Genomic DNA, 13,266 nt, shown 5'->3' on the forward strand with positions numbered 1-13,266 from the left:
AAAAAGGAATCAATAAAAGCTATTCTGCTTTACTTGATTCTTATCGGAACATTGTAAATAATCGAAACATCTATGCTCCCTAGTTCTAATCACTCTAACACTCCTTTTCTATGATCACTTTAATAACTCATTCATACTTATTATGAAAAACATCACCTGTCCTTTAGCAGACAGATGATCGTTCTCTTTTGTGTCATATGTAATATAAATCATATAGTATGCTGAAGAGCTAGTGGTGCCAGATCCCAGTTCGGAGTTTTTTAATGGAGTTGAAATCTCATTTAATACAATTTCATATAAATCTTTTGGAAGTTTTAAATGATAACTAGTCTGCTCACCTAATATAGTAGAAATCCATAAAAAATTTCCTTATTGCCCCCTCATCTCCACTAATATTGATAGGATTTAATTCTAAAGTTAAATTATATTCAATAAGTACAGGTTCAATCTTCGATAATATTATACGAAATGTACTTTTAGAATAATTATAAAAAAGCTGCTTCATCTACTTTTCTCAAATTACCATAAAATATATCATTGATTACTTTAAAAAGAACCTCATTTCCAAGTAATTTCGCTTTCTTTTTTCGATAAATAATTCGATCTACTTCTTCAAATCTATAACCTGTACGTTTTACCAAAAAGTTTAAAGAGGATCCAAAATAATCCTTTAAATCCAGAACATCTTTTAATAATCTGATTATTAATAAATCTCATTTGAATGTTCCGCATAACCCCCTCTTATTTATCCTTATTCTTAAATCGTAATTACTATATACTGGAAGAGGCTAATTTATCAAGTTTTTTACCTTTTATTACCAGAAAGGAAAATTAGAGTGTACCCTAAATAGACACTGGCAGTTTATTGTTATTCTCCTTTTTAAATGATAAATTTTTCCAGTTTTATTTGACATACTTTCCTTGGTAGATTAGGTCTCGCTGAAACATTTATGTAAAAAATAGTGGTAGTAGACCGAGTGGTAATCTGATAATCAAATTATCGTTCGGTCTACTACCACTATTTTCTGTACGGATGTTCCAGTAAAGCCACTCTCTTTAAGATTGTTTAATAATATTTAAAGAGGACACGCCGAAAATTTTACTAAAGGTGATTTAATTGAAATAAAACTATTTGACAATGAGTCATATTTTATACTTATTCTATAAATACCTCATTGGTTCATTCATACTTTTAGAGAAGAACTTAGTTAATTATTTGTTTAAAAACAAGCATAGTATGTTATCTCATTTTCCTAAATTTCCAGTCACTTTTTGGATAGGATCTATTTTATTTCCATTTTTATCCATAATTATTGTACGATTTACTTCATTCTTATCATGTTTTATTTTTGAAGTAAATATCCAAATAAAAATCATTGATATTAGAAGAATCAATAAAATTACAAATAGAGGTTTTCTTTTCATATAAACTCCTAATTTTTGAACGTTATATCACATATCATGTTCAAAAAAGATATAAATAATGTTTTTTTCTTTTCTATAATGGAATTATGCTATAAGTTTGTCCATTAACAGGATTATCTACAGCAAAATAAAAATAGCCAGCTGTTTCTAAGGTATAAGGAGAGCCGCTTAAAGGCATATTGTAAACATTTACTACAGAAGCTGGATCAGGGCGATCAGTCACAAAGCAAGCAAATCCTCCTAATGAAAAAGTCAACCTAGCTCTATTTGTACTATTAAGTCCGAAAATATAGCCACTATATCGTGTGCCTGCTCCTGAAAATGGGTTAGAGTGATAGTTAGATCCAAAACTCAGCCACTTTAAAGTAGTCGGGGGTGTTGTGCTTTTGGTTGTACAAACAGTATTTCAGGTTTGACTTCTTGTCCAAACTTATTATAAATAACAGTTTCTTCTGAGGAAGTTAAGGTCACCTGTTCAGCTTGCACCTCAGTATTCATGATTCCAAATATTGAAAAAACAAAAAAACTTATGCCTAACAAAATATACTTTTTCATTTTTTATACCTCCTAAGTATTTCATCATAATAAAAATTTGTTTCTCCTCTTATTCTCAAATATTCTCCTTTCCATTTTATAATTTAAATCACCCCTTTGTTATAAAAACGCTTTCTTTAGAAAGGATGACAATTCCCTTCTTAATTATATAATACTAAAAACAAATAGACAACTAATGTTAATATCGTGCGTCATTTAATATTCAATGTTATTTAATGGTATATTTACGTTGAATAACTTTATATAGATGAAGACAGCAACAAATAACTAATTTAAACTAGAACAGAGTAAAAAGAAGTTAATCTGTTTTCTTTGATTAACTTCTATCCACATTTCAATAAATAATAGAAAAAACTACTATTTCTGTTCACAATAAATAACATTTTTTTATTAAATTTTTAAAGCTACTTCAAGTTTTGTCTGCTATAATTAAAAAAAGTCTTTAAGGAGAACTAAATAATGCTTTTAATTAAATTTATGTGTACTTTAATATATTACGCTAGTTTTATTTATACAGTCTACAAAGTCAGGCAGATCCAACAGGAGTATTCAGATATCATGGCTGTATATAAACAAGAAGGAGAGCGTGCTTTTCCAAACCTGACTGAACAAGAACAAAAGAGACGAAAAAAAGCAATCTCACAATATTATGAAAAAAAGGACCCTTCTTTTGCTCTAAAAAGAAAATTTTCATTTATCGTTTACGTTATTGTCTTTTTTATTTTGGCACGTGTCATTCGCTACTTTTTCCCTATTGAAGACGTCCCTAAAAATTTGAATCATATAATTCCCTATTTGGGAGTAGCCCTTACCATCAGTGCTGTTACAGGCTTTTACTTAATTAAATCCAAAAAAAATGAACGCGAAATATTTAAACAGTATTTAATAGATCATCCTAAAAATGAATTACAATTTGTTTGGGTTTCAGAAAAACTTCAGGCAAGTTTTATGCAAAATACAAATAAAAGATTTATAGTCCATCTTACACTAGGTATATTAATGATATTGTATCCTCTTTTTTCTTAGATGGGGTTATACATTAAAATCATAACTCCCCTTCAAAAGGGTGGTTTGCTCCAAGGCTATAAGCCCTTAACACCGGCCAGCGCCTAAAGAAGCTGGCCTTGCCACTTTTGCCTACCTTTAAAAAGGTGTTTGTTCTACTCTCTAATCCTTAAAAGGGTCCTCATATTCTCGAACACTTAATTTATCTAGCGCTATATCATGTTTCTCTTGTTCTTGAATGTATTTCCTTATGGTCGCTTCATTCAATCCCACAGTGCTTACATACCCTTCTGCCAAAAAGTGTCGATTGCCAAACCTATATTTTAAAGTTGCATGCTTATCAAAAATAATTAATGCACTATTTCCTTTTAGATAACCCATAAAACTAGACACGCTCATTTTTGGTGGGATACTCAATAATAGGTGGACGTGATCTGGCATCATATGCCCTCTAAAATCACCACTCCTTTATACTTACATAATCGTTTGATAATCTCTTGTGTACTTGCTCGATATTGATTATAGCTGATTTTTCTTCTATACTTTAGTGTGAATACAATGTGGTATTTGCACAGCCACTTTGTATGAGATAAACTATTTGTTTTATTACCCATTTCTTTTCCCTTCCTTGCGTTATCAATATAACCTGAACATCATATTTTAACGATGTGTAGGGCTTTTTGATAGAATCATTTGTTCCCACTTCACCCCACCCGAATTGCGGGTGTTTTTCTGTTTCGCTCACTTTGCGAGCTCAACTTGGTCTAAAGACAATAATAAGAACCGCAAAAACAGTTCCCATGTTTTTGCGGTTCAAATCTTTTAGTTAGCTTTCTTTGATGAAATCTAAAATGGAGCTAATAACTAAAGCAATTACTCCCGCTGCTGTTACTGTTGTCGCCCCTGCACCAAGCCACGCAACAATAGGTGGTATTACTAAGATTAATAAGAAAATACCTACACCTGTTGCAATTGTATAGAGCGTTCTTTCAAAAACCTCTTTAAAAAATCCTCCGATTTTATTTAAATCAATTTCAATTTCATATTTAACAGAAGCAGTAATTTCTGATCCTTCTACTGTAAATTTTTGCATATTAATGGCAAGCGATACACTAATTTTCCCATCTTCATAGCCACCACTTAATTCTACATCACCATTTTCGATAGCTGCAGTTAAACCTTCCATGTTAGCTTCCAATTTCCCAGTAATACCACTACCTAACATATCAGAGACTTCACTAACAAATGCTGGATCAATTTTTCCATTTATGATACTAAATGTAATAAGATTATCATTGGCATCTGCGGATTGAACTGTTCCGGCTAATGTTTGTGTGAGTGTGACAGGTCCAATAGAGAAAATGGGCATTTCTACTCCTAATTCAAATTGTGCATTATCAATTGCTTCATCAATCAATTTAAGTCCCAGATTTTTTAGGACGCCAATAGCTGGATCAACCGCACTAACAGTCGTTACACCTGGATCGATTCCAGAGACATTCAGTTTATCAATCATCACTAAACCATCTCCTGAGCCAATTCCATCGCTTGGTTCACTAAATTGGTCAAAAGCCCAATCTGTTGGTTGAGAAAAACCAAGATTACCAGACCAACCAGTAGACATATTCGATACATAACTGGCCACGGTATAGCCTGCTTCAGAAACACGCATACACACATTGCGAGTACCATAAATCCCTACATTAAAACGAATCCCATTTCTCGTCGCAACATCATGTAGTCCACTGAAATAAGGCAGGATGTTTGTCGTAATATCTGAGTCTAGCGCATCCACATCCACTGCAAAATAAATGATTGTTCCTTTGTCAAATCCTAGAGAGTCCGCAGCCGCAAATGCTGTATTTGCATCTGATACACCTTGGTTGTACGTATAGTAGCTTACCACTGGATTATTGTCCTGATAAATCGGAATGATAGCCATTCCAGCATTAATAATATTATTTGCTTCAGTTACCGTTAAATATTTTGGAATAAAGTTATTGCCGACGGTTCCCGTTAAGTAACGACCTACGTATTGTATTCCAGCTTCTTGCAAGGTTGTGATTTGCGCAGGAGTTAGCTGTTCTGAAGTATCTACCGCATTGAAACTACGGTTAGGATCGCCAGAAGAAAGCATCAAGGACATCGCAGTAGTTAAGTCAGGATAACCGTCTGTTACTTCGGATAAATTCAAGAATAATTGGAATAATGATAATGAGTCTGTTGTCTCGGTATCTAATGCTCCGCTGAATGGGACACCACTTGGACGTACATTGATCAGATTTTGATAAAGTGCATATTGGAGAAGTAACACTAATCCGCTATTACTTGCTACTTGGCCACTATCTGCTAACTGTCTATAAACTTCTTGTGTAGTTGGACCGAATACACCATTTGCAATATCGCCTAGACCTTCTTCTACTTGGACCCCATAAATCAAGGCAGTATTTGTGGCACGTTGATAGATCCCGTCACAAGGTAAGATTCCTGTCCATTCCGAATACTTTCTATTTAAAGTTTGTTGCATTTCACGTGTTCGTGCATCGCCTCCTTGAACTAATACAAATGCACTCATATCAAACAAAGCTTTGGCCCATATTGAATCTAACGTACTAGTTGGATTCTCAAATCCAGCAGCCATTTTCAATCCTTTGATTGCATCATCATTATTGAGCGTATAAACTGTGTCAAATTTCCCATTTCCCATCCCTTTGCAGCGAAAAGCACCATCGACCAATTTTACAATTGGGCTTTCATACTTATTAATTAAGTTGGGCGTCACTTGCTGATCCCATAGTGCTGAAGTGGTCTCACCAAAATTATTGACCAATTCTGTAATACCTAACTCATGTTGCACTGCACGAATCAAACCATATACCGTATCCCATCCAGTACGGCCATCTTCCGGAACTGAACCAAAACTAGGTACATCTCCATAAGTTTTATTCAACCATTGTTGTACTTCTAATACCCATGGATCTTCTCTTAATTGTTTATCATTTACGTTCATTTTTTTCACTCCTAAAAATTTATTTTTTGATTCGAATCACTTAGATATGTCGAAGATTTTCGTCATTTGTGACTGGAAATAGAAAAAAATTTTCTTTTTCCAAGTATTTCTTGAATCTCCGCTTCATTCGCTCAATCTTTTTCCGCATACGTGCGTTATATTCTTCAAAAAACATATATCTCACCGCTTCAGCACACGAATAGCCTTCCACTAACAAAGAAAAGAACTGGGCATCATCAGGAGCAATTACTTGATACTTCATTAAAATCTCTTTGATCATCAATGTACTCTCGTCTAAAAAACAGGGTGGAAAGCAGGCACTGGACTCATCAATCATTTGCCAGTGCCCACTTGCATAAGTAATGCCATGTTTATCGGTGGATTTCCCTGATTTTTTCTTATATAAACGCCAAACATTTTTTTCTGCAATAAATAATCGATGGAGAAATACATTTTTAAAGTTAAAATCATTTTTTTGTTCTTCTCGAAAAACTTCGATTGCTTCCCAAGTTGCGAAGAGGTAGGCACTATAAAAATCTTCAAACGAAATGTATGCGCCTACATTACTTGCTGAAAAATGTGAATATTTTGCACTTTTTTTTAAATACGGAACAAAATTCAACAAAATTATTTCTAAACGTCTTTCATCTTGTTCTTTTACATAATCCTCTACTTCTATGATTCGTTCTGTCCAAAAATCCATGTTTCCCACTCCAATCGTCCTTTTGGATGGGTATGTCGTAAAATAAGTGTAACGTGTGACAGGATAATAACAATTTTTTTTATTTCTTTTTGTCATTTAATCCACTACAGTGTTTTTCTCATTTTCTTTTCAATGGATTTTAAGATTTCCCGAAAGTAAGTCGTCACTTCTGTTTTTGCCGTATTTTCAATAATACTTCCAATTTCATTAAAAATCAGACAGGTCGTAAAAACTTTGACCAATGTGAACTCTAAATGAACCTCATTTTGTAGCAAAACAAAGTCAACGATTCCTGTCAAAATAAGTAACACAAAATGGCTAAGTTTTTTCCAAAGGCCTTGCCAACTTAATGTAGAATACCAGGTGTGATTGACTTTTGCTTTGAGCCACCCCGTCATTAGATCTAAAAGAACCACAAGGAAAAAGATATGAATCAATGCCTGATCGGTAGCAAAGATCTTTGTCAAAGCAGTCATCATAACACCTCCTTTGTAAACTGAGTATTTAGCAGAAAATCTCACAACATTTCTGATAGTATTGTTTTCTAGATGTCAAGCCATTGTATCCACCATTTACACGTAAGGTCACTTGTTCAACGGTTGGATTTCCTCCACAGTATTCATTCATCCCGTTTGAAAACCACCAGAAACCTGCACTGGTCCATGGATAAGTAGCAGCTACATACTTTGCTCCTTGATTTAAAATTTCTGGATCCAATACTGAAGCGGCAAATCGGGTATAATTACTGCGTCCAGTTAGCTGGATATAACCCGCTCCTTTGTATTTTTTCCCGTCTTCCGGATAATAATTACCTAAATCACTCCGCCCTTCATATGACTCTCCAGAAGCCAACTCTTCCCGCCAAACTCCACAACCTGATTCGTGGCTGCATTGACTAATGAAGTGACGCAAACTGTTCAAAGAGACAATTTTATAAGTCTGCAGGCAACGATTCAATTCTGTGACATCTTCTGCCGAGATCGAATACCAGCCGATTGCTTGTAATTGTCCTAATGATACGGCTCGACTTTGGGAATTTCCGTTCCTTTTTTCTATAAACAACCATTGACCGACTTGAATTAAATCAGGATTCGGAAGGTTATTCCATGTTTGAAGTTGCTGGACCGTTACACCAAAGCGCAATGCAATCTCACTCAATGTGTCTCCTACTTGTACCACGTAATTCTCCCCCTTTTCTTGGGTTTCTTGGATCAATAGTACTTGTCCAACTTGAATATAATCAGGATCAGCTAACTGATTCCACTGTTGGAGTTGAGGTACTGTGATCCCAAACTGTTGAGCGATTCCACTTAACGTATCGCCTGTCTTTACGCTGTAGTTCATCTCTTTTCCTTCCTTCTGTTGTATTGTCGCGACTTTTCGTATACGTTAAGATATGTCGTGAAAAAGCAAATTTTGTGACAAAAAAATGAATGACCTGAGGAAATTAGCCCCATCATTCGTTTAAATAGCTATATTTTTAGTTTAAGTTGATCCTTTCTGCCACACTACTAGTATAATGAACGACATTTTAATACTAACTATTGATGTGTTTTCTATTGCTCAACTTAGTTGTGATTCCATAAATTCAAGCTTATTACAAATACACAAATATCCAACAGAGTATACCCTGTTGGCCCAACAATGTTGTTTATATAGCTATATTGATAACGAAAATTTTGATATACAAATACTCTGCCATGCTTGAAATTCTTTAAATGTTGAAAAAAATAAACACAAGTTTTCTACATCCCGTTTCCCATCTTATTCTTCCTAGATCAATTAAATAATAGTTGAAAAAATAATAAATAAAAACAAAAGTAAAATCCCAATAAGTGGTTCAATCCAAATTTTTTCTGAATTAATAAATACATTCTTTTTATTTTTAACTAGTCCTCCACCATATTCTTTTGGAAGGGTTAGTTCAAAGAGAAAACCAAATAATAATGGTATCAAAACTGCATACTTAGGTCCTCTTATTAGTAAGTAGACAGCTGAGCAACTAAGGAAGAACTATATTACTTTGACTATTCTGATAGAACGAATCGTTTTAATTTCAAGATACTGTCACCTTTCTTTTATACAAGATCCATAAATTTATCTTTCTTACTTCTCATTTCAATATATCACGTTATTTTTAAATAATCACAACTCTATAATAAAGTGTCGTTTTAAACGCAAAACCGCTAAAAATTTAGAATCTGGACTATAGGATTATGTAAAAACTAATAACTTTTAAGTTCTTTAGATTTAACAAAATAACAAAAAAACACAGCGATAACCGATCAGTTATCCACTGTGTTTTATCTAACTATTTTACTAAACTCTATATTCCATCTTCATAAAAACGTCCGAGAATTTGGACATTTTCCGCAATACTGACAAATGCTTGCGGGTCAGAAGATTTCATTGCTTCACGTAACAAAGGAAGCTCGTAGCGAGTAACGATCGTCATTAAGACTGTTTGTTTATCGTGCTTGTACGCACCTTCTGCTTCATTGATGATCGTGATCCCACGACGCATACATTTTTGGATCGCTTCAATCACTGCTTCAGGATGCTTAGTCACGATCATGACTTGCATCTTTTTTTGTTTCGTATAGACGACATCCGTCACTTTGCCACTCACAAAAATCGACAAGGCACTATAAAACATATACTGCCAACCGAAGAGCAAGCCCGCTACGAAAACAATCAGTGCATTGAAATAAATGGAAATCGAACCAATGGATCGTCCTGTTTTTTTACGGATCGTAATACTCACGATATCTAATCCGCCAGAAGATAAGCCATTTTTTAATGCTAAACCAATACCAACCCCATTGACGGCACCACCGAATATCGCACAAATGATCGGATCGGTCGAAAGAATCGTTTGTGGCAAGAGATGGATACTAAGCGAGGTTAATGTCACAGTGATAAATGTAAAAATCGTAAATTTCTTTCCAAGTTTAAACCATGCTAAAAAGAATAATGGGATATTCAGCAAATACAACGTGGTTGAGACTGGAATCTCAAAACCAATCACTGATTTTGAAAGCGTCGTTAAGATTTGCGCAAGACCGGTTATCCCACTTGAATAGATGTTTCCTGGTTGATAAAAAAAGTTCAATGCAACTGAAGCAATCAGTGCATAGACGATCGACACCGAAAGTTTGGTCGTATAATCATGATACGCCCAATTTTCGAAAGTTTTTTTCATGAAAAAAGCCTCGCTTTATCTGGTATGCCCTTATTATATGATCTTTTAGGATTTAATCAAGAGACTTCTTTGAAAAAAAGATTGGAAATTCCAATATCATACAAAAAAGGTTGTGTCAGCGTCACAAGTCCGAATCAATCGCGACTTATCTGTGACCCTTTCACAACCTTGGTGTTTCTATGAAAATAATTTATCTCTAGTCGTTGTTATTCAACATCTGTTACATCGATGTTCAACTCAAATAATTGAAGATCAGAAACAGTGCTTGGCGCATCACTCATAACATCAGCTGCTTTACCATTTTTAGGGAAAGCAATGACTTCACGAATGTTTTCTTCACCTGCAAGCAACATCACAAAGCGGTCAAGCCCTAAAGCAATCCCTCCATGTGGTGGGAAGCCATAATCTAATGCACTTAACAAGAAACCGAATTGTTCTTCCATTTCTTCTTCAGAAAAGCCTAGTGTTTTTAATACTTTTTCTTGTAATTCTCTTGTATGGATACGTAATGATCCCCCACCTAATTCATAGCCGTTCAAGACGATGTCATACGCTTCTGCATAGACTTTTGCCGGATCAGTTGCCAATAACTCGACGTCGGATGCTTTAGGCATCGTAAACGGATGGTGAGCAGAAACATAGCGGCCTTCTTCTGCTGAATATTCAAATTGTGGCCATTCTGTCACCCATAAGAAATTGAATTTTGATTCGTCGATCAAATCTAATTCTTTTCCTAAGCGAGAACGAATCGCTCCAAGAGTGGCTGCAACGATTTCTTCTTTATCTGCACCAAATAATAAAATATCCCCAACTTCAGCGTTTGTTGCTTGGATCAATGCTTCAGATGCCTCGCCCATAAATTTCGCAATAGGACCTTTCAAGCCATCTTCTTCTACTTTTAACCAAGCTAGTCCTTTTGCGCCAAACTGAGTGGCATATTGTCCAAGATTATCTAAATCTTTACGTGAATACTTGCTTGCTGCATTTTTCGCATTCAGCGCTTTGACCACTCCACCATTTTCAAGCGCCATTTGGAAGACTTTAAATTCAACGTCTTTCACAACCGTGCTCAAATCGATCAATTCCATGTCAAAACGTGTATCTGGCTTGTCACTTCCATAACGGCTCATCGCTTCATCATATGTCATACGTGGGAATGGCAAAGTGACTTCGATACCACGTACCTCTTTCATCACTTTAGCAATCAAACCTTCTGTATAGGTTTGGATTTCTTCAGCGGTCAAGAACGTCGTTTCGATATCGACTTGTGTAAATTCTGGTTGACGGTCGCCACGTAGATCCTCATCACGGAAGCAACGAACGATTTGATAGTAACGATCAAAGCCAGCATTCATCAGCAATTGTTTGAACAACTGTGGTGATTGTGGTAAAGCATAGAAATGCCCCGCATGGATACGAGAAGGTACTAAGTAATCTCTCGCTCCTTCTGGTGTTGATTTGCCTAAATAAGGTGTTTCAATATCCAAGAAATCATGGTCATCCAAGTAATGACGGATCGCTTTCGTTGTATCATTGCGCAATTTGATATTTTTCGTCATTTTTGGACGACGTAAATCAAGATAACGATACTTCAAACGAATCTCATCATTGATCGTTTGTTCATCCTCAATCAAAAATGGTGGTGTTTTTGCTTGATTCAAGATAATGATTTCATCCGCGATGATCTCAAATTCACCCGTTGCCATTTTAGGATTGATTGCCAATTCATCCCGTTTTTTTACTGTACCTGTCACTTCAATGACATATTCACTACGGCATTTATCAGCGATTTCCCACGCTTCTTTATTGATTTCTGGATTAAAAACAAGTTGGACGATTCCTTCACGATCACGTAAATCAATAAAGATCACGCCACCTAAGTCACGTCTTTTTTGTACCCAGCCTTTTAATGTAACTGTTTGTCCTAACTGCTTTTCTGAAACCAGTCCACAGTATACTGTTCGTTGTGCCATCATTTTTCCTCCTGTTCAGTAGATAATGTCATTTCATCATAGACTTTATCAAAGTGGTCATAAATATCTTCTAATGCAAAGCTTTTCTCTGTACGATTAGCCATTGATTTGACGTTGATCGTTTGATTGGCTAATTCATCCGCACCAATCACTAAGACCAACTTCGCATCGGCTTTGTCTGCTGTCTTAAATTGTGCTTTCGCTTTACGGCCCATAAAATCACGATCGGCGGAAAAACCAAAATCACGGATCGCTTGAACGATTTTTAACGCTTCGATATTTGTTTCTTCGCCTAGTGCTACTACATAGGCATCTAATGTATTCATTACAGGGACAGCTACTTCTTCTGCTTCCATCGTTAATAAAATACGTTCGATCCCCATCGCAAAACCAAATCCTGGTGTTGCTGGCCCACCTAGTTCTTCGACCAAGTTGTCATAACGACCACCTGCACAAATCGTTGCTTGTGCGCCCATTTTAGGCGCGTCACTCATCACTTCAAAAATCGTATGCGTATAATAATCTAACCCACGAACCATATTACTATCGATTTCATAAGGCACATCTAACGCATCCAACATGGCAATCACTGTTTCAAAATGTGCTTTTGCTGTTTCACTTAAATAATCTAAGATCGAAGGTGCTTCTGCTACGAATTTTTGATCACGTTTGTCTTTACTATCCAATACACGTAATGGATTTTCATGTAAACGACGTTGTGAATCTTCGCTTAATTCTGCTTCAAACGGTACAAGGTAATCGATCAACGCTTGACGATACGCTTGTCGCGTTTCTTGATCGCCTAAAGAGTTGATCACTAAACGGATTTGACTGATTCCTAATTGCTTGAAGAAGTCTAATGCCATCACCATACTTTCAACATCCGTCGCGGGATTGTCTGAGCCAAATGCTTCGACACCGATTTGATGGAATTGACGTAAACGACCTTTTTGAGGACGCTCATAACGAAACATTGGTCCCATATAAAATGTTTTGTAAGGTTTTGTATATTCTGGTCCAAATAATTTATTCTCAACAAATGAACGAACGATTGGTGCAGTTCCTTCTGGACGAAGCGTAACATGACGCTCGCCTTTATCATAAAAATCATACATTTCTTTTGAAACGATATCAGTCGTATCCCCTACACTACGAGCAATCACTTCATAATGCTCAAAAATCGGTGTGCGGATCTCATTATATTGGTAATCTTTAAATAATAAACGGGCAGTTTCTTCAACAAATTGCCATTTTTCAGATTCTCCAGGTAAAATATCATTTGTTCCTTTTGGTCTTTGGAAGCTCATATTTTTCTCTCCTTTTCTTCACGCTATGTAATCAATGCAAACAAAAAACACCCTTGTTCGCCATGAACAAGGGTGAATGATTAATT

12 protein-coding genes, 1 pseudogene and 1 other annotated feature (1 of these 14 cut by a window edge) are annotated in these 13,266 nt (G+C 35.6%); of the genes and pseudogenes, 1 reads left to right on the forward strand and 12 read right to left on the reverse strand.

Going from position 1 to position 13,266, the window contains the following annotated elements; translation table 11 throughout:
* Positions 1-334: 334 nt before the first annotated feature.
* The 4 genes from IGJ19_RS12830 to IGJ19_RS12845 all read right to left on the reverse strand — a co-directional run bounded on the left by IGJ19_RS12830 (position 335) and on the right by IGJ19_RS12845 (position 1,980).
* Complete coding sequence (locus IGJ19_RS12830; RefSeq protein WP_081355946.1) at positions 335-505, reverse strand: helix-turn-helix domain-containing protein; 171 nt, start codon at positions 503-505, stop codon at positions 335-337.
* Positions 506-1,245: 740 nt separating this feature from the next.
* Positions 1,246-1,425 (reverse strand): hypothetical protein, encoded by a 180-nt coding sequence (locus tag IGJ19_RS12835; protein ID WP_071866489.1) that lies wholly within the window; start codon positions 1,423-1,425, stop codon positions 1,246-1,248.
* A 73-nt stretch (positions 1,426-1,498) separates the two neighbouring features.
* Positions 1,499-1,648: a hypothetical protein gene (locus tag IGJ19_RS12840; protein ID WP_176285300.1), complete on the reverse strand. Its 150-nt coding sequence runs from the start codon at positions 1,646-1,648 to the stop codon at positions 1,499-1,501.
* A gap of 137 nt (positions 1,649-1,785) precedes the next feature.
* Entirely contained in the window at positions 1,786-1,980 is a 195-nt protein-coding gene (locus tag IGJ19_RS12845; protein ID WP_086335188.1) for a hypothetical protein, read from the reverse strand.
* Between the two features lie 558 nt (positions 1,981-2,538).
* Here IGJ19_RS12845 and IGJ19_RS12850 point away from each other — a divergent pair.
* Positions 2,539-3,006 (forward strand): hypothetical protein, encoded by a 468-nt coding sequence (locus IGJ19_RS12850; protein WP_229078109.1) that lies wholly within the window; start codon positions 2,539-2,541, stop codon positions 3,004-3,006.
* Positions 3,007-3,147: 141 nt separating this feature from the next.
* Here the strand turns inward: IGJ19_RS12850 and tnpA are convergent.
* The 8 genes and pseudogenes from tnpA to hisS all read right to left on the reverse strand — a co-directional run bounded on the left by tnpA (position 3,148) and on the right by hisS (position 13,180).
* Positions 3,148-3,599: pseudogene (gene tnpA / locus IGJ19_RS12855) on the reverse strand (IS200/IS605 family transposase).
* 212 nt (positions 3,600-3,811) lie between these two features.
* The gene (locus tag IGJ19_RS12860; RefSeq protein WP_430604184.1) at positions 3,812-5,995 is read right to left on the reverse strand and encodes a glycoside hydrolase domain-containing protein; all 2,184 of its coding nucleotides are present in this window, start codon (positions 5,993-5,995) and stop codon (positions 3,812-3,814) included.
* Positions 5,996-6,035: 40 nt separating this feature from the next.
* Positions 6,036-6,698 (reverse strand): BacL2 family protein, encoded by a 663-nt coding sequence (bacL2, locus tag IGJ19_RS12865; RefSeq protein ID WP_430604185.1) that lies wholly within the window; start codon positions 6,696-6,698, stop codon positions 6,036-6,038.
* A 104-nt stretch (positions 6,699-6,802) separates the two neighbouring features.
* On the reverse strand, positions 6,803-7,174 hold the full coding sequence (locus IGJ19_RS12870; protein ID WP_071867732.1) for a phage holin family protein: 372 nt from the start codon (positions 7,172-7,174) through the stop codon (positions 6,803-6,805).
* A gap of 28 nt (positions 7,175-7,202) precedes the next feature.
* On the reverse strand, positions 7,203-8,042 hold the full coding sequence (locus IGJ19_RS12875; protein WP_071867731.1) for a LysM peptidoglycan-binding domain-containing protein: 840 nt from the start codon (positions 8,040-8,042) through the stop codon (positions 7,203-7,205).
* Positions 8,043-9,024: 982 nt separating this feature from the next.
* On the reverse strand, positions 9,025-9,900 hold the full coding sequence (locus IGJ19_RS12880) for a YitT family protein (protein WP_010734230.1): 876 nt from the start codon (positions 9,898-9,900) through the stop codon (positions 9,025-9,027).
* A gap of 206 nt (positions 9,901-10,106) precedes the next feature.
* Positions 10,107-11,873, reverse strand: a complete 1,767-nt coding sequence (aspS, locus tag IGJ19_RS12885) for an aspartate--tRNA ligase (RefSeq protein ID WP_430604186.1) — start codon at positions 11,871-11,873, stop codon at positions 10,107-10,109.
* Positions 11,873-13,180 carry a histidine--tRNA ligase gene (hisS, locus tag IGJ19_RS12890; RefSeq protein ID WP_034687180.1) on the reverse strand — a complete coding sequence of 436 codons (1,308 nt, stop codon included), beginning with the start codon at positions 13,178-13,180 and terminating at the stop codon, positions 11,873-11,875. The genes aspS and hisS overlap by 1 nt, the downstream gene beginning before the upstream one ends.
* 65 nt (positions 13,181-13,245) lie before the next feature.
* Positions 13,246-13,266 (reverse strand) — a binding site (T-box leader) (it continues 191 nt past the right edge of the window).

The sequence above is a fragment of the Enterococcus sp. DIV1368b genome, from assembly GCF_050529595.1.
GTDB lineage: Bacteria > Bacillota > Bacilli > Lactobacillales > Enterococcaceae > Enterococcus_B > Enterococcus_B mundtii.